The 22,461-nt window shown below is 69.7% G+C and carries 21 protein-coding genes; 9 read left to right on the top strand and 12 right to left on the bottom strand.

Annotation, left to right across the window (positions count from 1 at the left end; genetic code table 11):
- Positions 1 to 24 precede the first annotated feature (24 nt).
- Positions 25 to 345, bottom strand: coding sequence for a metalloregulator ArsR/SmtB family transcription factor (locus IMW82_RS09910; RefSeq protein ID WP_108471780.1), 321 nt, complete (start codon positions 343 to 345; stop codon positions 25 to 27).
- A 135-nt stretch (positions 346 to 480) separates the two neighbouring features.
- On the opposite strand from IMW82_RS09910, the gene folB reads away from it, so the two are divergent.
- The 3 genes from folB to IMW82_RS09895 all read left to right on the top strand — a co-directional run bounded on the left by folB (position 481) and on the right by IMW82_RS09895 (position 2,265).
- Entirely contained in the window at positions 481 to 840 is a 360-nt protein-coding gene (gene folB, locus IMW82_RS09905) for a dihydroneopterin aldolase (protein ID WP_108471779.1), read from the top strand.
- Entirely contained in the window at positions 840 to 1,328 is a 489-nt protein-coding gene (folK, locus tag IMW82_RS09900) for a 2-amino-4-hydroxy-6-hydroxymethyldihydropteridine diphosphokinase (RefSeq protein ID WP_108471778.1), read from the top strand. The genes folB and folK overlap by 1 nt, the downstream gene beginning before the upstream one ends.
- A gap of 79 nt (positions 1,329 to 1,407) precedes the next feature.
- Positions 1,408 to 2,265 carry a DUF6159 family protein gene (locus IMW82_RS09895; protein WP_108471777.1) on the top strand — a complete coding sequence of 286 codons (858 nt, stop codon included), beginning with the start codon at positions 1,408 to 1,410 and terminating at the stop codon, positions 2,263 to 2,265.
- 1 nt (position 2,266) lies between these two features.
- Here the strand turns inward: IMW82_RS09895 and IMW82_RS09890 are convergent, their stop codons facing one another.
- Positions 2,267 to 3,013: a pteridine reductase gene (locus tag IMW82_RS09890; RefSeq protein ID WP_108471776.1), complete on the bottom strand. Its 747-nt coding sequence runs from the start codon at positions 3,011 to 3,013 to the stop codon at positions 2,267 to 2,269.
- Between the two features lie 70 nt (positions 3,014 to 3,083).
- On the bottom strand, positions 3,084 to 3,848 hold the full coding sequence (locus tag IMW82_RS09885; protein ID WP_108471775.1) for a hypothetical protein: 765 nt from the start codon (positions 3,846 to 3,848) through the stop codon (positions 3,084 to 3,086).
- 191 nt (positions 3,849 to 4,039) lie between these two features.
- Between IMW82_RS09885 and IMW82_RS09880 the strand changes: the two genes are divergently transcribed.
- The 3 genes from IMW82_RS09880 (at position 4,040) to IMW82_RS09870 (ending at position 7,967) form a co-directional block, all read left to right on the top strand.
- Entirely contained in the window at positions 4,040 to 6,217 is a 2,178-nt protein-coding gene (locus tag IMW82_RS09880) for a TonB-dependent receptor (RefSeq protein ID WP_211004370.1), read from the top strand.
- A 137-nt stretch (positions 6,218 to 6,354) separates the two neighbouring features.
- Positions 6,355 to 7,548, top strand: coding sequence for an SAM-dependent methyltransferase (locus IMW82_RS09875; protein WP_211004369.1), 1,194 nt, complete (start codon positions 6,355 to 6,357; stop codon positions 7,546 to 7,548).
- An 8-nt stretch (positions 7,549 to 7,556) separates the two neighbouring features.
- Complete coding sequence (locus tag IMW82_RS09870) at positions 7,557 to 7,967, top strand: VanZ family protein (RefSeq protein WP_211004368.1); 411 nt, start codon at positions 7,557 to 7,559, stop codon at positions 7,965 to 7,967.
- On the opposite strand, the gene IMW82_RS09865 is transcribed toward IMW82_RS09870, so the two are convergent.
- Together IMW82_RS09865 and IMW82_RS09860 are read right to left on the bottom strand one after the other, a co-directional pair.
- A complete protein-coding gene (locus IMW82_RS09865; protein WP_345777126.1) occupies positions 7,944 to 10,154 on the bottom strand; it encodes an LTA synthase family protein in 2,211 nt (736 codons plus the stop codon). The genes IMW82_RS09870 and IMW82_RS09865 overlap by 24 nt on opposite strands.
- A 140-nt stretch (positions 10,155 to 10,294) precedes the next feature.
- Positions 10,295 to 11,524: a multifunctional CCA addition/repair protein gene (locus IMW82_RS09860; protein WP_211004367.1), complete on the bottom strand. Its 1,230-nt coding sequence runs from the start codon at positions 11,522 to 11,524 to the stop codon at positions 10,295 to 10,297.
- A gap of 124 nt (positions 11,525 to 11,648) precedes the next feature.
- Between IMW82_RS09860 and IMW82_RS09855 the strand changes: the two genes are divergently transcribed.
- Positions 11,649 to 13,235, top strand: a complete 1,587-nt coding sequence (locus tag IMW82_RS09855; protein ID WP_211004366.1) for a sulfotransferase — start codon at positions 11,649 to 11,651, stop codon at positions 13,233 to 13,235.
- Between the two features lie 15 nt (positions 13,236 to 13,250).
- Here IMW82_RS09855 and IMW82_RS09850 read toward each other — a convergent pair whose 3' ends face one another.
- Together IMW82_RS09850 and IMW82_RS09845 are read right to left on the bottom strand one after the other, a co-directional pair.
- Positions 13,251 to 14,189, bottom strand: a complete 939-nt coding sequence (locus IMW82_RS09850) for a complex I NDUFA9 subunit family protein (RefSeq protein WP_211004365.1) — start codon at positions 14,187 to 14,189, stop codon at positions 13,251 to 13,253.
- A 22-nt stretch (positions 14,190 to 14,211) separates the two neighbouring features.
- Positions 14,212 to 16,245, bottom strand: coding sequence for a transglycosylase SLT domain-containing protein (locus IMW82_RS09845; RefSeq protein WP_211004364.1), 2,034 nt, complete (start codon positions 16,243 to 16,245; stop codon positions 14,212 to 14,214).
- A 134-nt stretch (positions 16,246 to 16,379) separates the two neighbouring features.
- Between IMW82_RS09845 and IMW82_RS09840 the strand changes: the two genes are divergently transcribed.
- Positions 16,380 to 17,984, top strand: coding sequence for a glycoside hydrolase family 17 (locus IMW82_RS09840; RefSeq protein ID WP_211004363.1), 1,605 nt, complete (start codon positions 16,380 to 16,382; stop codon positions 17,982 to 17,984).
- Here IMW82_RS09840 and IMW82_RS09835 read toward each other — a convergent pair.
- The 5 genes from IMW82_RS09835 to IMW82_RS09815 form a co-directional block, all read right to left on the bottom strand.
- Entirely contained in the window at positions 17,883 to 18,296 is a 414-nt protein-coding gene (locus IMW82_RS09835; protein WP_211004362.1) for a hypothetical protein, read from the bottom strand. The genes IMW82_RS09840 and IMW82_RS09835 overlap by 102 nt on opposite strands.
- The gene (locus tag IMW82_RS09830; protein WP_211004361.1) at positions 18,293 to 19,105 is read right to left on the bottom strand and encodes an endonuclease/exonuclease/phosphatase family protein; all 813 of its coding nucleotides are present in this window, start codon (positions 19,103 to 19,105) and stop codon (positions 18,293 to 18,295) included. The genes IMW82_RS09835 and IMW82_RS09830 overlap by 4 nt, the downstream gene beginning before the upstream one ends.
- Positions 19,106 to 19,228: 123 nt before the next feature.
- The gene (locus IMW82_RS09825; RefSeq protein WP_211004360.1) at positions 19,229 to 19,876 is read right to left on the bottom strand and encodes a thiol:disulfide interchange protein DsbA/DsbL; all 648 of its coding nucleotides are present in this window, start codon (positions 19,874 to 19,876) and stop codon (positions 19,229 to 19,231) included.
- Positions 19,877 to 19,936: 60 nt separating this feature from the next.
- Positions 19,937 to 20,815: a thiol:disulfide interchange protein DsbA/DsbL gene (locus IMW82_RS09820; protein WP_108471763.1), complete on the bottom strand. Its 879-nt coding sequence runs from the start codon at positions 20,813 to 20,815 to the stop codon at positions 19,937 to 19,939.
- A 64-nt stretch (positions 20,816 to 20,879) separates the two neighbouring features.
- Entirely contained in the window at positions 20,880 to 21,662 is a 783-nt protein-coding gene (locus IMW82_RS09815) for a c-type cytochrome (protein WP_108471762.1), read from the bottom strand.
- A gap of 115 nt (positions 21,663 to 21,777) precedes the next feature.
- On the opposite strand from IMW82_RS09815, the gene yihA reads away from it, so the two are divergent.
- Positions 21,778 to 22,446, top strand: a complete 669-nt coding sequence (yihA, locus tag IMW82_RS09810) for a ribosome biogenesis GTP-binding protein YihA/YsxC (protein ID WP_108471761.1) — start codon at positions 21,778 to 21,780, stop codon at positions 22,444 to 22,446.
- Positions 22,447 to 22,461 lie beyond the last annotated feature (15 nt).

Below are 22,461 nucleotides of genomic sequence, written 5' to 3'. Positions count from 1 at the left end.
CGGATCCGGTCCGCGCGTCCTTGCTCAGGCGCCCTGTTTCTTCGTGGCCAGCTTGCGCGACTCGCGCTTCAGCGGGCCGGCCGTGGGGCAGATCTCGAACGCGAAGCCGGTCAGCGTGTTCACCAGGCTGTCCTGGTTGAGCCGATAGACGACGAATTGGCCGCGGCGCTCGCTGCTGACCAGGCCGGCGGCATCCAGTACCGACAAGTGCCGCGAGATCGCCGGGGCACTCATCGAGAAGCGGCTGGCGATCTCGCCGGCGGTCAGTTCCTGCGCGGACAGGTAGGCGAGGATTTCCCGGCGTGGACGGGAGGCGAGGGCTTCGAAGATACGGTCGGCGGCGATGAGTAATTAATCATTTAATATAATAGTTAAATATATACATTCGAAAATGGCGTGCGTCAACCTCTGGCGCGACGACTTGCATCCGCACGCCGGCTCGCCGACCCTGTATGGCTTGTCGCCCCACAGATCACCGCCATGGATACCGTTTTCATCGAAGACCTGCGCATCGACGCCGTCATCGGCATCTATGACTGGGAGCGCCGGGTGCGGCAGACGCTGGCGTTCGACATCGAGATGGCGTTCGACAACACGGTGCCGGCGGGCAGCGACGACATCGCGCTGACGCTGAACTACAAGGACGTGTCGAAGCGCCTTATCGATTACGTGGGCGCGTCCAGCTTCGGCTTGGTCGAGACGCTGGCCGAGCGCTGCGCGGTGATCATCCGCGAGGAGTTCGGCGTGGCCTGGGTGCGCCTGAAGCTGTCCAAGCCGGGTGCGGTGCGCGGCGCGAAGGCGGTCGGCGTGTGCATCGAGCGTGGTGCGCGAACGTCCTGATGGCACGGGTTTACCTCAGCCTGGGCTCCAATCTTGAACCGCGCCGCTATCTGCCCGCGGCGATCGTCGAGTTGCGCGCGCGCTTCGGCGAGCTCACGGTGTCGCCGGCATATCGCAGCAAGTCGGTGGGCTTCGACGGTGCGGACTTCGTCAACCTGGCGGTGGGGCTGGACACCGAGCTGTCGCCCGAAGCGCTGAATGACTGGCTGCACGCGCTGGAAGACCGCCACGGCCGCCGCCGCGACGTGCCGCGCTATGCGGACCGCACGCTGGACATCGACATCGTGTTCTACGACGCGCTGGTGCTCGACGGCCCCGGCCACCTGCAGATTCCGCGCAAGGAACTGCAGCATGCGTTTGTGCTGCGGCCGATCGCGGACATCGCGCCGGCGTTGCGGCATCCCGTCAGCGGGCTGAGCATGGCCGAGTTGTGGGCGGCGTTCCCGGCGGAGCGCGAGCCGCTGCAGGCCGAATCGCTGCCGGACTGAGCGAAGCACACTGTCGCGCGCGTGCGACGGGTGCTAGAAAGGGCGCACTCACGATCCACGGACGAAGGGGGAGATACGCATGGCCGGTAAATTTGCACGCAGTTGGGCGTTGCTGAAGGCGAGCGCGGCGGTGTTGCGTTCGGACAAGTCGTTGCTGGTGTTTCCGTTGTTGTCGGGGTTGTGCACGCTGCTGGTGGCGGCCAGTTTCCTGATCCCGGTCGGGGTGATGGTGATCGGCAACGAGCACGCCGGGCAGCAGTTCGGGCAGGGCATGTCCGCGGGTGCCTACCTGCTGATGTTCGGCTTCTACCTGGTGCAGTATTTCGTGATCATCTTCTTCCAGACCGCGCTGACCGGCGTGGCGCTGATGCACCTGCGCGGCGAGCCGACCAGCGTGGGCACCGGCTTCGCGCTGGCCCGCGCGAAGTTGCCGCAGATCCTCGGCTACGCGTTGATCGCCGCCACCGTCGGCCTGCTGCTGCGCATGGTCCAGGAGCGCCTGGGCCTGATCGGTCGGCTGGTGGTCGGCTTCATCGGCCTGGCCTGGACCGTGGCCACCTTCCTGGTGGTGCCGATCCTGGCCAGCCAGGACGTGGGTCCGGTCGACGCGGTCAAGCGCAGCGTGGAACTGCTCAAGCGCAGCTGGGGCGAGAACCTGATCGGCAACGGCGGGATCGGCGTGGTGTTCGGCCTGCTGATGGTGCTGGCGGTGCTGCTGGGTGCGGTGCTGATCGGCGGCGCGGTCGCGCTGCAGTCGGCCGTGGCGATCGTGCTGGCGGTGACCGTGGTAGTGCTGGGGCTGACCCTGCTCGGGCTGGTCCAGGCGTCGCTGCAGGGCATCTACTCGGCCGCGCTGTACCGCTACGCGGAAGCGGGCGAGGCCAGCGTCGGCTTCGACCAGGCGCTGCTGGAATCGGCGTTCCGTCCGAAGCGCTGATTCACACCGACAAGGTGCGCCCGCCGTCCACCCGGATGATCTGACCGGTGACGAACGGCGCATCGCGCAGCAGCCACAGCACCGCACCGGCGACATCCTCGGGCGTGCCGGCGTGCTGCAACGGCGTGCGTGCCAGCATCGCCTGCTGGTCGGCGTACGGCTTGCCGTCGCTGGGCCACAGCACGGCGCCGGGCGCCACGCCGTTGACGCGGATCGCGGGGCCCAGGTCCAGCGCCAGCGAGCGGGTCATCGCGGCCAGTGCGGCCTTCGCCATGCAGTACAGCGGGTGTTCCGCCAGCGGCCGCTCGGCGTAGATGTCGACCATGTTGACGATGCCGCCGCGCGCTTCGCGCAGTGCCGGGATCGCCGCCTGGCTGAGGAAGAACGGCGCCTGTGCGTTGGAGGCGAACAGCGCGTCCCACTGCTGCGGCGTCGCCGTGCCCAGCGGCGTGGGGAAGAACGCCGAGGCGTTGTTGACCAGCGCGTCGAGCCGGCCGTAGTGCGCCAGCAGCTGTTCGATCAGCGCCGGCAAGGCGGGCAGATCGGCCAGTTCGGCCTGCAGCAGCAGGGTGCTGCCGCCGCGCTGCCGTTCCAGTTCGTCGGCCAGCGTGCGGGCGTCGTCGGCGGAGTGGCGGTAGTGCAGGGCGAGGTCGTAGCCGGCCGCATGCAGGGTGCGTGCGATCACCGCGCCGACGCGGCGGCCGGCGCCGGTGATCAGCGCAACGGGACGATCGTGGCGTGGCGGCATCGGACGGCTCCAGCGATTGCACAAGCCCCAGCTTGCCGCAAAGCCGGAGTCGCGTCATCCGCTGCGGCGCTCAGTCCGCCGGCGGCTTGCGCGGTTTCCGGTTGGCTGCCTTGCGCGCGGTGCTGGCGACCCTGCGTGCGGCGCCGGCCACAGCCTTGTCGATCAGGCTGTCCGCCACCCGGCGGCGGGGCCTGGCCTGCGGCCCCGCCTTCACCGCGTCGGTGTCGCCATCCTCCAGCGTGACCTCGCTCTCGAACAGCTCGATCGCGGTGGCGGCAACCTGCCCGGTGTCGTAGTACGCGTAGGCGCCGACGCCGAGCGCACCGATCACCGGCAGCCAGCGCGAGACACCCTTGCTGAGCGTGCGCTGGCTCAGCTTGACGCCGACCTGTTTCGCCACGCGCTGGGCCACGCCGTAAGACATGCGCCGGAACACCAGCCGGTCGCCCAGGCGCACCACCAGGTCGCGGAACGCCTGCGCCGCGGTGTGGCGGAACAGGCACCACATCATCTGCTCGCGGCCCAACGTGGCGTGGAGGCCGTAGGCGGCGGCGATGTCGCTGACCATCTGTGCCTGGATCTTCCAGATCGCGATCAGCTCGGGCAGCAGGGTCAACCAGCCCAGGGGCCCCGGCGGCAAGGCCAGCGAGCCGGCGGTGAGCGCGGCGCGCTGGGCGGCGCGACTGGCCAGTCGGCGCGCCTCGCCGGAGGGGTCTTTGCTGTTGCCGACCCTGCTGTCGGGCACCTGGCTGACGAAATCCAGGATCGCCTCGGCGATCCGGCCGTGCTCGACCGGTGCGATGACGGCGGGTACCTGCTGGCTGCGCGGGCTCATGCGTGGCTCCGTGGGACATATCGGGCGCTGGACGCGGCACGTGTCCCGGCAGTCTAGAGCCGCCGCATGAAGCGGGGATCAACGGTCTCGCCGGCAGGCATGACCTCTGGCGCAGGTGGGGCAGAGCATTTTCAAGTTATGTTATAACATAACAAAATAAGCATCCTCATTTACCTTTGCCGGAACTGCCGATGAAACCTTCCCTGCTCGCCTTGAGTCTCGCCATTGCCCTGGGCACGGCCACCGTCCACGCCACCGATACGACGCCGGCGATGAATGCCGCCGTCACCGCGAACGGGGACGACCCGGCCGACGGCGGCAGCCGCAACAGGCAGCCGGCCAAGGTGCAGGACCTGGGCGCGGTTTCGGTTTCGGCCGCGCTGGACCAGGCGCGCAATGCGCTGTCGCCGGATACCGGCAGCAGCCAGTACGTGATCGACCACCAGGCGATCGCGCAGCTGCCGCTGGGCGCGTCCACGCCGATGAACCAGGTGCTGCTGCAGGCGCCGGGGGTGGTGCAGGATTCCTACGGCGGCCTGCATGTGCGCGGCGACCACGCTAACCTGCAATACCGCATCAACGGCGTGATCATTCCCGAGTCGATCGGCGGCTTCGGCCAGAGTCTCGATGCGCGCACAATCGACAACGTGAAGCTGCTCGACGGCGCGTTGCCGGCGCAATACGGCCTGCGCACGGCGGCGGTGGTCGACATCACCACGAAGAGCGGCCACGACCTCGGCAACGGCGGCAGCGTGGGCATCACCGGCGGCAGCAACGCCACGCTGAACCCGAACGTGTCGGTGTGGGGCAGCAACGATCGCTGGAGCTGGTTCTTCACCGGCAACTACATGGAAAACGATGCCGGCATCGAGAATCCCACGCCGAGCAAAAAGCCGATCCACGACCACACCAACCAGGTGAAGGGCTTCGGCGACGTCAGCTACCTGATCGACAACGACACCCGCCTGAGCTTCCTGTTCGGCGTCGCCAACAACCGCTTCCAGATCCCAAACAACCCGAACCAGGCGCCGCAGTTCGGCTACCTCGACCGAGTCGACTTCAATTCCGCCAACCTCGACGAACGCCAGCGCGAGAACACCCGCTTCGGCGTGCTGGCATTGCAGGGCAAGCTGGGTGCGACCGATTACCAGGTGTCGGTGGGCCAGCGCTACAGCCGCCTCGCCTACGCGCCGGACCGCATCGGCGAGCTGATGTTCAACGGCGTCGCCTCCGACGTCACCCGCAGCAATCGCGCCAGCACCCTGCAGGCCGACTTCGCCATGCCGATGGGCGACCGCCACACGCTGCGCTACGGCATCTACGGCAGCTTCGAGCGCGCGGTCAGCGGCAACGACGCATGGGTGTTCCCGGCCGACGCCGACGGCAACCAGGCCAGCACCACGCCGCTCAACATCCTCGACAACAGCCGCCTCATCGCGAAAACCTGGTCGGCCTACGTGCAGGACGAGTGGAGCATCGGCGACAACTGGACGCTGAACTACGGCCTGCGCGGCGACCGCTACCAGCTGGCGCGCACCGAAAGCCAGCTGAGCCCGCGCCTGGGCCTGGTCTGGCAGGCCACCGGCAGCACCACCGTGCACGCCGGCTATTCGCGCTACTTCACCCCGCCGGCGACCGAGATGATCGCCAGCTCGAACATCGCCAAGTTCAACGGCACCACCAACGCCGTGGCGGACACCGGCAACAACACGCCGCTGGCCGAGCGCTCGGACTATTTCGACGCCGGCATCTCGCAGAACCTCGGCTCGGCCTGGACGGTCGGCGTGGACGCGTACTACCGCAAGGTGCAGCGCCTGCAGGACGAGGGCCAGTTCGGCTCCGCCCTGGTCTACTCCACCTTCAACTACGCCGCGGGCCGGGTGAAGGGCCTGGAGTTCACCGTCAACTACGAGCAGGGGCCACTGTCGGCCTACTTCAACGCGTCGCTCGGCAAGGCGATCGGCAAGCGCATCATCACCAGCCAGTACAACTTCGCGCCGGACGACCTGGCCTACGTCAACAGCCACTGGATCTTCCTCGACCACGACCAGAAACTGACATCGTCCGGCGGCGTCAACTATGCGTTGAACGACAGCACCCGGGTCGGCGCCGACTACCTGTTTGGCAGCGGCCTGCGCAAGGACGGCAACGTGCCGAACGGCGCCTCGCTGCCGGCGTACTTCCAGCTCAACCTCAACGTCGCGCACGATTTTGCATTCGACGGTCTCGGCCAGCTGCACGCGCAGCTGGCGCTGGTCAACGCGCTGGATCGCACGTACGAACTGCGTGACGGCAGCGGCATCGGCGTGGGTGCGCCGCAGTTCGGCCCGCGCCGCGGCGTGTACCTCAGCCTGCAGAAGGATTTCTGAGGGACGGGAATGGGGAAAAGGAACGGCAGGAGCGGCGAGCCGCATCCATGCATCGCGGACGTCGGATCCCACCGATGGAGGCTGTGAGCTGCAGTCCATCCGCTATGCTTGCCGCGTTTTCATGATCGGCAACCGCCATGCCATCCCGCCTCCCCGAACCGAGCGCCGACGAGCGCGCCCATTCCGACCGCCTGCTGCAGCTGCTGCGCGAGCAGATTGTCTCGCACGGGCCGATGCCGTTCTCGCAGTACATGGAGCGTTGCCTGTACGCGCCAGGGCTGGGCTATTACAGCGCCGGCCGTACCAAGTTCGGCGCGGCCGGCGATTTCGTCACCGCGCCGGAGCTGGGTGAGCTGTTCGCCGGTTGCGTGGTCAACGCGGTGCAGCCGGTGCTGGCGATGCTGGGCGACGAGGCGGACTTCCTCGAACTGGGCGGCGGCAGCGGCGCGTTTGCCGAGGCGGCGCTGAAGGCGCTGGCGGCGGGCGGCACGCTGCCGCGGCAGTATTTGATCCTGGAGCCCAGCGCCGACCTGCGCGAGCGCCAGCGCGAACGCCTGCTGGCGCACCTGCCGGCCGAGCTCAACGCCCGCGTGCAATGGCTGGATCGCCCACCCGAACAGGACTGGCGCGGTGTGCTGTTTGCCAACGAGGTGATCGACGCGCTGCCGGCCACGCGCTTCGCGATGCGCCAGGGCGAGGTCTACGAGGAATACGTCGTGCTGGATGGCGAAGGCCGCCTGATGCGCGTCGACCGTCCCGCCGATGCACTGGTGGCGGCCGCCGTGCGCCACATCGAACGCGACCTCGGCGTCGAATTCGTCGATGGCTACCGTTCGGAGGTCCTGCCGCAGCTGCCGTACTGGATCCAGGCTATCGCCAGTTCGCTGGTCGCCGGGTTGATGCTGTTCGTCGACTACGGTTACGTGCGCCGCGAATACTACCTGCCCGAGCGCGACGACGGCACCTTGATGGCGCACTACCGCCACCACGCGCACGACGATCCGCTGTACCTGCCGGGCATGAACGACCTCACCGCCTCGGTCGACTTCACCGCGCTGGCCGAGGCCGGCAACAGCGCCGGCTTCGGCGTGGCGGGCTACCTGCCGCAGGCGCAGTTCCTGATCGGCGCGGGATTGCAGGATGTGTTCGAGCGCGAGCACGCGGCGATCGCCGACGAGCACGGCCGCTACCGGCTGGCGCAGCAGGCGAAGCGGCTGATGCTGCCCGAGCAGATGGGTGAGCGCTTCCAGGCCATGCTGCTGGCGCGCGGCCTCGACGCGCTGCCGCTGCCAGCCGAGCTGCTCGCCGCCGACCAGGGCGGCCGGCTTTGATCCATGCGATGGACGTCCAGACGTCCGTACGGCTGCGCTGGCATCGCGCCTGGGTCGCGCTGGGTGGCGCGATCATGCTGTGGACACTGTGGATGGCGTTGACGCCGGACCCGGGCATCACGCTGGCGTTCCCGTATGGCGACAAGCTGCTGCACGCGACCACCTTCACCTGCCTGATGGGCTGGTGGGGCAACGTCTACCGCGCACGCCGCCCGCGCGGCTGGGCCGCGCTGGGCTGTCTGGCCTTCGGCATCTTCATCGAGTTCGCGCAGTGGCTGGACCCGCCGCGCGACGCCGATGCGCTGGACGTGCTGGCCGATGGCGCCGGCATCGTCATCGCGCTGCTGCTGCTGCGCACGCCGCTCGCCAGCGTGCTGGCGAGCGTGGAAGGGTGGTCAGTGCGCCAGCGCGGGGACTGAGCCAGCCGTTGCCGGCGCCGCCGTCGAGCCGGTGGGCGCAGGCACCGAACCGGCCGCTGCCGGCAGCGGTTCCACCGGCGTCGCGTCGGTCGGCCGGCGCAGCAGCTGGCCGCGCTTGAACAGCTCGCTGGCCACCTGGTAGTAGGCAATCGTCTGGGCGATCTGTTCCTCGTTCTGCGGCACCAGCGGCACCGCGTCACCGGTGGCGTAGTCCGGCTTCATCTGCTCCAGCTTGCGGCCGGGTTCCAGCACGGTGAGCACGTCGTCGTGCAGGTAGCCGAGCTTCTCGTAGGTGGCCGGGAAGGCGCGCTCGCGGCCGGGTTCGAGCTGGAACAGGTCGTAGCCGAAGAAGCGCGAGCGGTAGCTGAAGTTGAGCAGGCCGAGCAGGGTCGGCACGATGTCGACCTGGCCCATCAGGCGATCCACCCGCTGTGGCGGGATGTGCTTCGGTGCGTAGATCCACAACGGAATGTGGTAACGGTTTACCGGCACGCTGGTCTTGCCCGCGCTGGAGGCGCAGTGGTCGGCGGTGATCACGAACACGGTGTCGTCAAAGTACGACTTCTCCCGCGCGCGCTTGATGAAGTCGCCGATCGACCAGTCGGTGTACGCCACCGCACCCTGGCGGGTGCCGTTGGCCTGCTTCACGCGGCTTTCCGGGAAGGTGAACGGGCGGTGGTTGGAGGTGGTCATGATGTGCAGGAAGAACGGCTTGCCCTCGCCGTGGATCTGGTCCATCTGGGCCAGCGCCAGCGTGTACAGGTCCTCGTCGGCCACACCCCACACATTCTCGCTGTGGATCGTGGCGGTCTTCGGGATGTCGCGCCGGTCGACCGCGCGATAGCCGTTGTGGCTGAAGAAATAGTTCATGTTGTCGAACTCGCCGTAACCGCCGTAGACGAAGTCCGACTGGTAGCCGCGGTCGTTGAACACGCTGGCCAGCGAGAACAGGTTCTCGTTGTGGTGCTCCTTCAGTAGCGAATCGCCGGGCGTGGGCGGCACCGACAGCGACAGCGCTTCCAGCCCACGCACGGTGCGCGTGCCGTTGGCGTAGAGGTTGTCGAAGAACAGGCTCTGGCCGACCAGCGCATCGAGGTACGGCGTGATGTGGTCCTGGTTGCCGAACGTGCCCAGGTAGTCGCCGGACAGGCTCTCCACGCTGATCAGCACCACATTGAGGCGTTTTTCCGGGCCGGCGTGGCGGATCGCGCGGGTGAGGTCGCGCGGATCGTCGCTGACGTAGGTCGCCTCGGGTGTCTTCAGCATCTCGCGCACGCGGCGGAACGCCTCGTCGTCCGGCAGCGTGCGGTAGAACTTCGCGTAGTCGAGGTGGCTGCTGCGGAACGCGTTGAAGAACTGGTAGATGCCGTTGCCGGCCAGTTCGTTGACGTAGTTGTTGCCGCTGCGGTCCTTCATGCCGCCGTTCACCGCGGCGACCGAGATCACCGTCAACACCAGCCACAGCAGGGCCACCTTGCCGCGCTGCCAGAAGCGGCTGCCGTCATCGCGCGCGCGCAGGGTGCGCCGGCCGAGCGCGAACAGCACCAGCGCGACCACTGCCAGCAGGGCCAGCCAGCGGCCGATCGGATAGGACTCGCGGATGTTGCCGATCACCTCGGTGGTGTAGACGAGGTAGTCCACCGCGATGAAGTTGAAGCGCACGCCGAACTCGTTCCAGAACACCAGCTCGGACGCCGCCACGAACAGCAGTCCGTACAGCAGCAGCAGGGCGAAGCCGTACAGCACCCACTGGCCGGCGCGCGAGGTATAGGTGAACGCCGTCAGCGGCAACACGAACAGGAACGGCAGCAACGCCGGCCAGGTGGTCTTGAGCGTGGCGTGGTACATCAGGTGCAGTACGCCCAGGCAGATCGCGCAGGTCAGCACCAGCGCCGCGGCAGACAACAGCCAGCGCCACAGCCCCGGCATGCGCCCGGAGCGCGTCGGCACGAACCACAGGAACAGCACCAGCGGCCACGCCACGTAGATGCAGGTGACCAGGTCGTAGCCCAGCCCCACGCCGAACGCGTACAGCAGGTTCAGCGGCGTGTGCGGCACCTCGCTGCCGGACATGACCAGCAGCACCACGCGGGTGGCGAACGAGATCGCCAGGTAGGTGATCGCCAGCCACCACAGTGGACGGAAGCGTTGACGCAGGGGAGAGGTCGGGGTGAAGGCACTCGACACGGGCAACTCCAGCAGGAAGGGATCGACGTATGCCCGCGGCGGGCGTCGTCATCCGGGCTTTATACCGCGGATCCGCCTGGTGAAGGCTTCGAGGTTGTGAACTTTTCAACCGTGAAGAAAACCACAGGAAGTGGTTTTCTTCACAAGCGCCGGGTTTTCAGCACGGCGATGGCGTGGGCTCGCGCTGCCTCCATCGCCTGGCCGATCGCCGGGCCGGCCAGGCCGCGGGCGACAAAGTCGGCGGACTCCACCGCCGCGGCCGCAGCACGGGCCGCGCGCAGGTAATCCGCCTGCGGGTAGGCGTCGTGCTCGTGGCCCAGCCGGCCGCGCTGGTCCGCCTCGCAGGCGGCGAGGAAAAGCTCCAGCCGTGCCGGCCGGCGCAGCGCATCCAGCGCGCCCAGCAGCTTCAGTACCGTAGCCGGCTTCAGCTCGAACGCACGATGCACGTTCAAGTGCTCGCGGCAGACCAGCTCGGCCAGCGCGGCGTGTTCGGTCGGCACCTTCAGCCGTGCGGCCAGCGTGCGCAGCGGCGCCACGCCGCGATGTTCGTGACCGATGTGGCGCGGCAGTTCCGCGGCCGGGGTCAGCGCCTTGCCGAGGTCGTGGGTCAGCGCGCAGAAGCCGACCACGTCGTTGCCCGGCGCGAGTTGCGCCGCCGCGTCCAGCACCAGCTCCACGTGCACGCCGGTGTCGATCTCCGGGTGGAACTCGGCGCGCTGTGGCACGCCGTACAGCGCGTCGACTTCGGGAAACAGCACCGCCAGCGCGCCGGCCTCGCGCAGCACGCGCAGGAACATTGACGGATGCGGCTCGCCCAGCGCCTTGCGCGTTTCCGCCCACACGCGTTCCGGCACCAGGTGGTCGACCTCGCCGTCAGCCACCATCTGCCGCATCAGCGCCATGGTTTCCGCGGCCACGCTGAAACCCAGCGGCGCGAAGCGCGCGGCGAAACGCGCCACCCGCAGCACCCGCACCGGGTCCTCGGCAAACGCCGGCGAGACGTGGCGCAGAACGCGCGCGGCGATGTCGCGCACGCCGCCGAACGGGTCGGTCAGCGTGCCGTGTTCGTCCTCGGCGATCGCGTTGATGGTCAGGTCGCGGCGGGCCAGGTCCTGTTCCAGCGTGATCGTCGGGTCGGCCTGGAACACGAAGCCGTGGTAGCCGCGCCCACTCTTGCGCTCGGTGCGCGCCAGCGCGTACTCCTCGCCGGTTGCCGGATGCAGGAACACCGGGAAATCCTTGCCCACCGGCCGGTAGCCCAGCGCCAGCAGCTCCTCCGGCAACGCGCCGACCACCACGTGGTCACGGTCGACCACCGGGCGGCTCAACAATTTGTCGCGGACCGCGCCGCCGACCAGGTAGGTGTGCATGGAGGGATTCTGCCATGCGTAGCCGGGGCGGGAGGGAGTGGTGTCGCCCGGTGGCGCTTTATGCCGCCGTCCCGCTCACGTAAGCTGGCCGTCGAAACCGATGGCAGACAGGGGGCCTTCGACGATGATGGCAAAGCAGGCGCATCCGCTGTTGCGGGATCGTGCTGCGGGTTTGTCGCCGGAGGCGGTGCGGCTGCTCGACGAGGTCAGTGACGCGATGGCCGCGGACGAGCTGGCTCGCGCCGAGACGGCGCTGGCCGCGGTGCGGGCGCTGGCGCCGGACAGCATCGAGGCGCTGCGCCTGTCGGCCCAGCTGCAGCAGCTGCGCGGCGACCATGCACAGGCGGTGGCGATCCTGCGCGAGGCGCTGGCGAAGGCTCCGCGCGACGCCCTGCTGCACATCAGCCTGGGCATTTCGCTGCAGGCCAGGGGCGAGAACGAGGCGGCCTTGTCGACGCTGCAGCGGGCCTGCGAACTCGCGCCCGACTTCGCCCCGGCATGGTTCAACCTGGGCCGCATGTTCCAGCTGCAGGGCCGCCCGGCCGGGGCGATCACCGCGCTGCACCGCGCACTGGATGTCGATCCGGAGCATCTGGCGGCGCGGCTGCTGCTGGCCTCGGCGCAGGCCAGCCTCGGCGCCAGCGCCCAGGCGGCCGCGAACTATCGCGAGGTGCTGCAACGCCAGCCCGGCCACCCGGAAGCCTGGGCCGGCCTCTCCGCGCTGGACGCCGAGCATTTCGGCAAGGATGACGTGGCCCGTTTGCAGCAAGCCTTGCAGGCGCCGCAGCCGACGCCGCACGCGCGCATCCAGCTCGGCTTCGCGCTGGCCCGCGCGCTGGAGGACCAGGGCGATTACCGCGCGGCCTTCCGCACGCTACGCAAGGCCAATGCATGGCGGCACCGGCAGCTGAACTGGAACGCGGCGGGTATGCGTGCGCGCATCGACGCCATGCTCGCGGCGTTCGCCGAACCGCTGGCCGGGGCGGCGGATGCCGCGCTGGGCGAGCAGGTGATCTTGCTGATGGCGCTGCCGCACGCCGGTGCCGGGCTGGCCGGGCAGATCCTGGCAGCGCACCCGGACGTGGGCGGCGTCGACGAGTCGCCCGAGTTGCAGCGGGTGATCAGCGAGGAGTCGGTCCGGCGCGGGCAGCCACTGCTGCAGTGGGTCGGCGCGGCCACGCCCGCGGACTGGGCACGGCTGGGCCGGGATTACCTGGCGCGCATCGGGCATGGGCACCGCGACCGGCCGCGCTTCATCGACGCGAACCGGCTGAACGGGCGCGTGATCGGCGTGGCGCTGGCGATGCTGCCGGGCGCGCGGGTGGTGCACTGCCGCCGCGACGCGCTGGAAACCTGTTTCGCCTGCTACCGCCAGCTGTTCGCCAGCGGCCACGACTTCAGTTACGACCTGGACGACATCGCCAGCTACTGGCGCGATCACGAGCGGCTCGGCCGGCACTGGCAGCGGCTGTTTCCCGGGCGTTTCCTTCAGCACGACTACGAGGCGTTGCTGGCCGAGCCCGAGGCCGGAGTGCGCCGGCTGCTGGCGTTCTGCGGGCTTGAATATGACTCGGCCTGCCTGGGCTTCCAGCACGAGTCGACGCCGGTGCGTACGGCATTGCAGCGCCAGCGCTGGCTGCGTGAGCCGGCGCTGGCCGCGCGCTACGGCGCCGAGCTGGATCGTCTGCGGTTGTTGCTGGGCACGCGCTGAGCCGCGCGCCTTGCCTCAGCGCCGCAAGGAACGCGCCGCAGCCAGCCGGCGTAGCCGCGGCGGCTCGCCGAGTAGTACCGGCAGCCACGGCGTGAATGGTTGCGGCACGATGCCCAGCGCGGCGTAGCCGTCCAGCTTGCCAACCGAGTCGGTGCGCAGCGAGCGGAAGTTGTCCAGCGAGAACGGCTTGCCGGGCAGCAGCTCGGCGAACTGCGCCTGCAGCCGGCCGAGGCTGTCGGGCAGGGCGATGACCGGCGTGTGCAGGCCGGCGGCAGCGCGGATCGCGCGCACGATCTCGCCCAGCGTGAGCACCTCGGGGCCATACAGCTCGAAGCTGCGTTGCACGCCGAGCTTCGCGTCGCCGACGCAGCGGGCGATCGCCTCGGCCACGTCGCCGACGAAGGTGGGCGCCATCCGCGCCAGCGCGCGCGCCAGCGGCAGCGCCGGCAGCTGCCGCAGCAATTTCGCGAAGCGGCTGACCAGGCCGTCGCCGGGGCCGAAGATCACGCTGGGCTGGTAGATCGTCCAGTCCAGCGCGGAGGCCTTGACCAGCACCTCGGCCTCGCCGCGGGTCTTCAGGTACTGCGACAGGCCCTGGCCGGCCTTCAGCGAGCTCATCTGGTGCAGGCGGCCCACGCCGCTGGCGTGGCAGGCGGCGATCAGCCGGCGGGTGAGTTCCACGTGCACCCGCTGGAAGCCGTCGCGACCGCGCGGGTTGAGTATGCCGACCAGGTTGATCACCGCGTCGGCGCCGACCAGCTGCCGGCGCAACACGTCGTCGTCGTGGATGTCGGCACTGCGCACGCTGACCGTGGGCAGCACGCCGAGTTCGCGGTGCTGCTCGCGATTGCGGCTGAGCAGCACGATGCGGTGGCCGTCGGCGGCCAGCCGCGGCACCAGGTGGCTGCCGACGAAACCGGTGCCGCCGAGGATGACGAGTTGCTGTGCGGCCATGCGGGCGGTCCTTGGTGAGTCGTCAGGGTGAGACGCTGCCGGCGACGGCCGGTGCCGGCGCTGCCTCGGCGGGACAGGCGACCGCCCGGCGCGTCGTCGCGGCGGTCGGCAGCGCATATGGCTGGCCGATCGGACCCATGCGGGTGGCCAGCGGCACCACCGTGTCGCCGCTCAGGCGCCAATCGTAGATCACGCTGAATGCCATCACCCGTGCCACGTACTCGCGGGTTTCCTTGTACGGGATGGTGGCGACGAACAAGTCCGGCGCCAGCGTGCCGCGCGCGGCCAGCCATTGCTCGACCTTGTTCGGCCCGGCGTTGTACGCGGCGCTGGCCAGCCACGGCGAACCGTTGAAGCGCGCGGCCATCTGCGCCAGGTAGCGCGTGCCCAGCGCGATGTTGGTGGCCGGGTCGTACAGCGTGTCGCCGCCGCCCCAGTCGAGGCCGTTGCGCTTCGCCACCAGCGCGGCGGTGGCCGGCAGCAGCTGCATCAGGCCGCGCGCGTCCGCGCCGGATTGCGCATCGCTCATCCAGGCGCTTTCCGCGCGCAGGATGCCGTAGGCCCAGGCCGGCTCGATCCCGGCCTGGGCGGCCTGCGGCACCAGGCCGTCCTGGCTGGCCAGCGGGAAGCGCAGGTCGTACAGGCGCAGTGCGTCGCCGCTGCTCAGGGTGAACACGGCGCGGTCGTACCAGCCGCGGCGGTTGGCCAGGTCGGCGGCCATCCGCTGGGTGGCCGGGTCGGCATCCTGCAAGGCGCGCGCCCATTCGCGCCGGGCCAGCTTCGGCAGGTCTACCGCGTACAGCTCGAACGCGCGCAGCAGGCCGGGGTTTGCCAGCAGCGCCTGTTCGCGTTGCGGGTCGTCGGCCAGGGTCAGTGGGCAGATCGCGTACGGCTGGTCGAGCCGGTCGGCGGACAGGAAGCCGAAGAAGGTGGGCTTGTCGGCCTGGGCGTCGAGCAGCCGGCGTGCCTCGTCGCCGCGGCCCAGCGCGGCCAGCGCGCGGGCGCGGAAGTACTGCCACTCGCCGTCCTGCTGCTGGCTGGCAGGCATCGCGTCGAGGCCGGCCAGCACCGCGCTCCAGTCCTGCTGCGCCAGCGCCACGCGCACCCGCCATTCGCGGGTGCCGTCGGTCTGCGCGGCGGCGGGCAGGGCGATCAGGCGGGCCAGTGCGCCGTCGTCGAAATCGGTGGCGTGGTACAGCGCCAGGGTCTGCATGACCTGGTTGCGCTGCGACTCGCTGAAGCTGAAGCGGGGCCGCAGTTGCTGCCAGGCGGTGTCGGCGGCGTCGGTGTCGCGCCGGGCCTGGCGGACCAGCGCCAGCGTGGCCGCCTGGCGCTGGCGCGGCTGGTCGGGCCAGCTGCGCGCGGCGTTCAATGCGGCGGCCGGATCGCGCAGTGCCTGCGCCAGTTGCAGCGCGCTGGCGCGGCCGGGTTCGGCCAGCCAGCCGGCCAGGTTGGCGATGGTGCCGGCCTGGCCGGCGTCGGCCGCACGGTCGATCCGCGTCCACAAGCGCGCGTCGGTCAGCAGGCCCTGGTCGTGCGCGGCGGCGAGCACCGGGTCGCAGGCATCGGGCAGGCTCGGCCTGGCCCACAGCGTGGCCAGGTCGCGCTCGAAATCCAGCGTGCCGCCACCGGCCAGGCGCGCCTGCAGCGCGTCGCAGGCCAGCGTGTCGCCGAGGCCGGGCTGGTACAGCGCGAGGAACGTGCTCCAGTCCTGCCGCCGCGCCAGTTCCCGCAGGAACGCGCGGCGCAGGTCGGCAGCGGGGATCCTGTCCGGGTACTGCGCGAGGTACGACTCCACGCTGGCGCGGTCGATCTGCTGGATGTCGTGTTGCAGCGCTGCCGCGGGCAGGTACGGATACAGCGGGTAATCGTGCAGGCTGGTGGCCAGCGGTTGCCAGTCGTTACCCCCTTGCTGGGCGGCGGCGTAGGCCTGTTTGAAGGCCGCGCGCCGGGCGTCGGCGGGTTCGGCGGCATGCGCCCCTGCGCTCGTCAGCAGCCAGCCGGCGAGCAGCAGCCAGGCGAGCAGGATGCGCCGTGGCAAGAGGAAAACGGACATGGGGACTCCTGCGGTGGATCGCGGGCAGTGTAGTCGATGCGCCTGAACCGCTTGTCGCGATTCGGTGAGTGCGCGTAGCGCTGGCCGGCGCTGGTAAGCTGCGACGTTTGGCTTCCCGCATCCACGGAATCGGCATGTCAGCAGCAGCTTCGCCCGTCTTTCGTCGCACCTGGCCGGCGTGGCTGGCATTGTTGCTGGCGACGCTGGCCGGGGTGTACTGGTGGTGGGCGATCGGCCGGCCGGTGGCGTTGCCGGATGCGCCGTCGGCGCGGATCGCCTGCGTCTCGTATGCGCCGTTCCGCCTGGCCGGCGAGACGCCGCTGGACGTGAACGCCTACATCAGCCCCGAGCGCATCGACGCGGACCTGCGCGCGTTGTCGCAGCGTTTCGACTGCGTACGCACGTACTCGCAGGGACAGGGCCTCAGCGCGGTGCCCGCGATCGCCGGGCGCTACGGCATGAAGGTGCTGCTGGGCATCTGGCTGGGCGGCGACGCGAAGGCGAACGCGCAGCAGGTCGAGCTGGGCATCGCCACCGCGAACAAGTATCCGCAGGTTTTGCGCGGGGTGATCGTGGGCAACGAGGTGCTGCTGCGCGGCGATCTGTCGTCGGCGCAACTGGCCGGCTATCTGCGCCAGGTGCGCGCGGCGGTCCACGTGCCGGTGACGTATGCCGACGTGTGGGAGTTCTGGCTGCGCCACCCCGAGCTGGCCGGCTCGGTGGATTACCTGACCATCCACATCCTGCCCTACTGGGAAGACCAGCCAGTGTCGCCCGAAGACGCGGTGCAGCATGTGGCGACGGCGTACGCGCAGGTGCAGCAGGCGTTTCCCGGCCGCCGTGTGATGATCGGCGAGACCGGCTGGCCCAGCGCCGGGCGGCCGCGCCAGGCGGCCAGCGCCAGCGTGGTCAACGAGGCGCGCTACCTGCGCGAATTCCTGCGCTACGCGGCCACCGTGCACATGCCGTACAACGTGATCGAGGCGTTCGACCAGCCGTGGAAACGCGCGCAGGAAGGCACCGTGGGCGGCTACTGGGGCATCTTCGACGTGCAGGCGCGGCCGAAGTTCGCGATGCAGGGGCCGGTGACCGAGGAGCCGCGCTGGTGGGCCGGCTGGCTCGCCGGCGTCGCCGGCGCCGCGCTGTTCATGCTGGCCGGCGGCCGGCAGCGACGCCGGCGCGGTCATCTGGCGCTGGCACTGGCCGGCATGGCCAGCGGCTGCGCGCTGGCGTGGCAGTTCCGGCAGATGCTGTACGCCTGCCGCGACGGCTGGGAGTGGGCGCTGTCGTTCGCCGCCTGCGCACTGGCCCTGCTCACCGCGCTGCGGCTGGCGCGCCGGATCGCCGCGCGGCTGGCCGGCACGAGCGCGTCCGCCGCGCCGCCGCGCTGGCTGCGCGCCGGCTGGCTGTTCGTGCTGGCGTATTACGGACTGCTGCTGGCGGTCGACGGCCGCTACCGGGATTTCCCGCTGGGCCTGTTCTGGCTGCCGTGCCTGGGCTACGCGTTGCTCGGCTGGCTGGGCGAGCGGCACGCGGCGGCGATGCCGCTGCTGGAGGAGCGCTTCCTCGCGCCCTGGCTGCCGCTGCTGGCGGCGGCCGTGCTGGTGCAGGAGGCCGGGCTCACCGCGGTGGCATGGCTATGGCTGGGACTGAACCTGCTGCTGGCCGTGCCGGTGCTGCTCGAATGGCGCCGCGCGCGCGGCCTGCCGGTGCAGCAGGCACAGGCAGCCGGCCAGTAGCGCCAGCGCGCCGCTCTCGACGCAGTACAACTGCAGCGCGACGATGCCGAGCGCAGCGGCCAGCCAGGCCAGCCACGCGCGTTTCCGCAACAGTGCCAGCGCGGTCGCGGCCAGTGCCGCGATGCCGTAGACGTCGTGCAGGAAGCCCAGCACCAGCCACTGCCGCCAGCGGCACCACCAGGGGCCGCCGGCACTGCAGCGTTGGCCGATCGCGCTGGACTCGACCATGCCGTAGCGCAGCCATGTCACCAGCAGGGCCACCAGCAGCAGGGCCAGCCAGGGCCAGGCCCGTCGCCACGCTGCCGCGATCATCGCGCGCGCCTCGGCGAGGCCTTGCCGCCGACGTGCGCCGGCAACCGGATCTCCGCCGCCAGCGGCAGGTGGTCGGAGAACGCCTGCGGCAGCGCCCAGGTCTTCTCCAGCTGGATCGACGGCGAGGTGAGGATGTGGTCCAGCGCGCGCCGCGGCTTCCAGCTGGGGAAGGTCGGCGTCGGTTGCGCCGGCGGCTGCAGGGTGGATTTGGCGAACAGCTGCTGCATCTCGGCACTGCCCGGTTCGGTGTTGAGGTCGCCCATCAGCACGGCGTGCGGGAAATCCTGCAGCAGCTCGGCGATGAAGCCGAGCTGGCGCGCGCGCGCCGGTGCGCTCAGCGACAGGTGCGCGATCATCACCGCCAGCGCGTTGTCGCCTTCGCCGAACTGGGCCAGCAACGCGCCGCGGCCGGGGATCCGGCTGGGCAGCGGGTAGTCCAGCACGGTGTGCGGTTCCAGCCGGCTGATCAGGCCGTTCGCCGAGTGCGCCAGCCGGGCCATCGCGCGGTTCGGCTGGTGGCTCCAGAACGGCAGGCCGGCGGTCTCGGCGAGGTAGCGGGTCTGGTTGAGGAAGCCCGAGCGCAGGCTGCCGGCATCGGCCTCCTGCAGGCCGATCACGTCGAACTGCGCCAGCACTTCGGCCAGGCGGTCGAGGTTATCCATCTTGCTGCGCCCCGGCAGCACCGCGTTGAGGCTGCGGGTGACGTACTGGCGATAGCGCTGCACGCTGGCGCCGGCCAGGATGTTGCAGCTCAGCAGGCGCAGGCGGCGCTCGGCAGGGGCGGCTTGGGGAGTGGCGGCGCGGGTCATTGCAACACACTGCACGGGAAGGGGATGCCGGTGCGCACGCTCAGGCGCCGGGCACTGCGCCCAGCATGATCCACCGGATATGAACGGCGCGCCAGCCGCATCGCCCGGCGCGGTGGGCGATGCCTACTTGCCGGCCAGCTCGCGCTTGACCAGCCATTGCGTCACCGCAACCATCTCGTCGAACGAGTGCACGGTGGCCACGCGGTACTTGCCGTTGACCACGATGGTCGGGGTGCCGTCCACCTGCCACTTCTGGATCAGCGCCAGGTCATCCTTCATCTTCGCGGTGGCCTCGGGTGAGGTGGCCAAGCGCATGAACCCGGCGCGGTCGACGCCTTCGCGGGCGTAGAAGTCGGCAAGTTCGTCCAGCGAGTTGATCGGGTAATGCTCGGCGAACTTGGCCTCGAACAGTTTCAGGTGGGTGCGCTCGACCGCGCCAAGCTGCTTCGCCGCGTAGTACGCGCGCGCGTACGGCAGCCACTCGGCGTTGAACGGTGCCGGCATCAGCTCGAAGGCCACCCCGGCCGGCAATTGCTTGCGCAGCTTCTCGGCAGTCGGCGCGAATTGCGCGCAGTGGATGCAGCCGTAGGAGAACACCTCGACCACCTCCACCTTGCCCTCGCTGCTGTAGCGCTGGTACGGCGCGGGCAGGGTGACGTACTCGTTGCCTTCGGTGTACGGCGCGGTGCTGGATTGCGCGGTGCAGGCGCTGGCCAGCAGCAGGCCGGTGAGCAGGGTGAGTACACGCAGGGGGGCGAATCGCTTGAACATGGGTTTCTCTTCGCGGGTTGGCGATGGGGCCGCCGTACGGGTCAGATTAACCGAACCGGCCTACTTGCCGGCGGCTTCCTTGGCCACCAGCCACTGGGTCAGCTCGATCGACTGCGCGTAGCCACCGGCGGAGCTCGCCGTGAAGCGGTACTTGCCGTTGACGATCATGGTCGGCGTGCTGTCCACCCCGTAGGCCTTCATCAGGTCGTCGGCACGTTTCATCTTGGTGTTGACGGTGAACGAGTTGGCGACGCCGACGAATTCCTTCGGGTCGACGCCGTACTTGGCGTAGAACTTCGCCGCGTCCTCGATGGTCGGCCACGCCTCGTGCGGCTTCAGCCCGCTGGACTTCAGGTTGTAGGTGGACAGCTCGCCGCTCTTCCACACCGCGTCGAACATCGCGTCGTGGGTCTTGCCGACCAGGTCCAGCGCCTGCGCCGCGTAGAACGCACGCTGGTACATCGGCCAGTTCTCGTCCGGGCGGAACGAGGCGGCCAGGTAGTTCATCACCGCATTCGGCGGCAGGCTCCTGGCGATCTGGTCGACGGTGGAGTGGAAGCCGTTGCAGGCCGGGCAGCCGTAGGAGAACACCTCGGTCACCTCGATCTTGCCGGGGTGGCTGGTCGGCTGCGCCGGGTCGATCAGGAAGTAGTTCTTGCCCTCGACCCACTTGCCGTTGTCGACGAACGGCGCCGCGGCCACGGCCGGCGCGGGCGCAGCAGCGGTGGTTGCGGCGGTGGCCGTGCCGGTGGCGGCGGGTGCTGCAGTGCCGGCCGTGGCCGGTGCGGTGCTGCTGGTCGCGGTGCTGGCCGGCGCGGCTTCGGCGCTGCTGGTGGCCGCTGGCGCAGCCTGCGGAGCAGCGTTGCCGCTGTTGCTGTCATGGCTGCAGGCGGCGAGCGCGAGCAGGGCGGCACACAGGAACGGCAGACGCTTCAACATGGCAGACCTCAAGAAGGCGGAACGCAAAACGACAGCGCCGACCCTTCGGTCGGCGCGGATTCGATCAGGGCGTGGCAACCGGCTTGCTGTCGGCGCTATGCAGGCCCTCGATGTAGCTGGCCAGGGCGGCGATGTCGTCGGCGCTCAGCTGCTTGGCGATCGTTGGCATGATCTGCGAATGGGCGTCGTCGCCCCAGGTGGTGCCGTCATGCCAGGCCTTCAGCGTGGCCTCGACGTACTGCGCGTGCTGGCTGGCCAGCTGCGGGTACAGCGCGCCCGGGTTGCCGCGGCCGTCGATGCTGTGGCACGCCATGCAGGCCGGGATGCCGCGCGTGGCGTCGCCCTGGCGGAACAGCGTCTGGCCGTGTTCCACCAGCGCCTGGTCGGCCACGCCGGGCAGCGGGGTCTTGCTGGCGAAGTAGGCGCCGAGGTCGTGCATGTCCTGCTCGGACAGCGGCGAGGCCATGCCCATCATGATCGGGTTCTGCCGCTTGGCGGCCTTGAAGCTGGTCAGCTGACGCACGATGTACTGCTCGCTCTGGCCGGCCAGCTTCGGGTACTGCGCGTCGGCGGAATTGCCGTCCATGCCGTGGCAGGCGCCGCAGACCGCGGCCTTGGCCTGGCCGGCGGTGGCGTCACCGGGCTTCACCGCGGCGGTGGCAACGGCCGTGGCGGGCGCCGCGGCCGTTGCTGCACTGGCGGGTGCCGCCGCAGTGCTGGCGGCGGCTGGCGTGGCAGTCTCCGGCTTGGTGTCTTGTGCCATCACGGCGCTGGTGGACAGCGCCAGCACAAGGGCCAGGGCAGACCCGAGAACCGTGGGTCGAAAACCAGCGGACCGAAAACTCATACACTTGACTCCCGAGAGACTTGCGAACACTGCCAGCGATTGCGGCCATGCAGCCAGCAACAGGCAGAAACCTCAGAATTATCCCGTGCCACCCTACCTTGGTCAAACCATCCCCATGTCGAATCCCCTGCAGGGCGCGCAATTCGTGCTCGCCGCCCACCGCATCAGCCAGCTTCCCGCCGACCAGGGCGCCGAGGTGGCGTTTGCCGGACGCTCGAATGCCGGCAAGTCCAGCGCGCTGAATGCGCTGACCGGGCACAAGGGGCTGGCACGTACTTCCAAGACCCCCGGCCGCACCCAGCAGATGGTCGCGTTCAGCCTGCCGCCGCCGCGGGACGTGTCAGTGTCGCCGGCACGACCGTCCGCCATCGTCGACGGCCAGCAGGTATCCGACCTGCGGCTGATCGACCTGCCGGGCTACGGCTACGCCAAAGTGCCGCTGGAGATGCGCGAGCACTGGAAGCAGGAGATCGACGCCTACCTGCACCAGCGGCGCAGCCTGCGTGGCGTGGTGCTGATCGCCGATATCCGCCATCCGCTGAAGGAGTTCGACCGGATGATGCTGGACTTCTGCTTCGCCACCCAACTGCCCTGCCACCTGCTGCTGACCAAGGCCGACAAGCTTTCGCGCAACCAGGCGCTGCAGGCGCTGGCGGCGATGCGCAAGAGCTTTCCCGACGGCCTGCATGCCACCGCGCAGGTGTTCTCCTCCACCGCCGGCACCGGCGTGGACGAGGCGCGGCAGGCGGTGGCTACCCTGTTGCAGCAGCCGCGCGAGCGCTGAGGCGGCGCGTCGCGG

It is taken from the genome of Rhodanobacter sp. B2A1Ga4 (assembly GCF_018101315.1).
In the GTDB taxonomy this organism is placed as follows: Bacteria; Pseudomonadota; Gammaproteobacteria; order Xanthomonadales; family Rhodanobacteraceae; genus Rhodanobacter; species Rhodanobacter thiooxydans_A.
This window is presented reverse-complemented; position numbering and strand designations above follow the sequence as displayed.

What these genes read in the sequence shown, in the direction of transcription:
- folB (WP_108471779.1), top strand. Translation starts at nt 481, where the DNA reads ATGGATACCGTTTTCATCGAAGACCTGCGCATCGACGCCGTCATCGGC.
- folK (WP_108471778.1), top strand. Translation starts at nt 840, where the DNA reads ATGGCACGGGTTTACCTCAGCCTGGGCTCCAATCTTGAACCGCGCCGC.
- IMW82_RS09895 (WP_108471777.1), top strand. Translation starts at nt 1,408, where the DNA reads ATGGCCGGTAAATTTGCACGCAGTTGGGCGTTGCTGAAGGCGAGCGCG.
- IMW82_RS09890 (WP_108471776.1), bottom strand. Translation starts at nt 3,013, where the DNA reads ATGCCGCCACGCCACGATCGTCCCGTTGCGCTGATCACCGGCGCCGGC.
- IMW82_RS09885 (WP_108471775.1), bottom strand. Translation starts at nt 3,848, where the DNA reads ATGAGCCCGCGCAGCCAGCAGGTACCCGCCGTCATCGCACCGGTCGAG.
- IMW82_RS09880 (WP_211004370.1), top strand. Translation starts at nt 4,040, where the DNA reads ATGAAACCTTCCCTGCTCGCCTTGAGTCTCGCCATTGCCCTGGGCACG.
- IMW82_RS09875 (WP_211004369.1), top strand. Translation starts at nt 6,355, where the DNA reads ATGCCATCCCGCCTCCCCGAACCGAGCGCCGACGAGCGCGCCCATTCC.
- IMW82_RS09870 (WP_211004368.1), top strand. Translation starts at nt 7,557, where the DNA reads ATGGACGTCCAGACGTCCGTACGGCTGCGCTGGCATCGCGCCTGGGTC.
- IMW82_RS09860 (WP_211004367.1), bottom strand. Translation starts at nt 11,524, where the DNA reads ATGCACACCTACCTGGTCGGCGGCGCGGTCCGCGACAAATTGTTGAGC.
- IMW82_RS09855 (WP_211004366.1), top strand. Translation starts at nt 11,649, where the DNA reads ATGATGGCAAAGCAGGCGCATCCGCTGTTGCGGGATCGTGCTGCGGGT.
- IMW82_RS09850 (WP_211004365.1), bottom strand. Translation starts at nt 14,189, where the DNA reads ATGGCCGCACAGCAACTCGTCATCCTCGGCGGCACCGGTTTCGTCGGC.
- IMW82_RS09845 (WP_211004364.1), bottom strand. Translation starts at nt 16,245, where the DNA reads ATGTCCGTTTTCCTCTTGCCACGGCGCATCCTGCTCGCCTGGCTGCTG.
- IMW82_RS09840 (WP_211004363.1), top strand. Translation starts at nt 16,380, where the DNA reads ATGTCAGCAGCAGCTTCGCCCGTCTTTCGTCGCACCTGGCCGGCGTGG.
- IMW82_RS09835 (WP_211004362.1), bottom strand. Translation starts at nt 18,296, where the DNA reads ATGATCGCGGCAGCGTGGCGACGGGCCTGGCCCTGGCTGGCCCTGCTG.
- IMW82_RS09830 (WP_211004361.1), bottom strand. Translation starts at nt 19,105, where the DNA reads ATGACCCGCGCCGCCACTCCCCAAGCCGCCCCTGCCGAGCGCCGCCTG.
- IMW82_RS09825 (WP_211004360.1), bottom strand. Translation starts at nt 19,876, where the DNA reads ATGTTCAAGCGATTCGCCCCCCTGCGTGTACTCACCCTGCTCACCGGC.
- IMW82_RS09820 (WP_108471763.1), bottom strand. Translation starts at nt 20,815, where the DNA reads ATGTTGAAGCGTCTGCCGTTCCTGTGTGCCGCCCTGCTCGCGCTCGCC.
- IMW82_RS09815 (WP_108471762.1), bottom strand. Translation starts at nt 21,662, where the DNA reads ATGAGTTTTCGGTCCGCTGGTTTTCGACCCACGGTTCTCGGGTCTGCC.
- yihA (WP_108471761.1), top strand. Translation starts at nt 21,778, where the DNA reads ATGTCGAATCCCCTGCAGGGCGCGCAATTCGTGCTCGCCGCCCACCGC.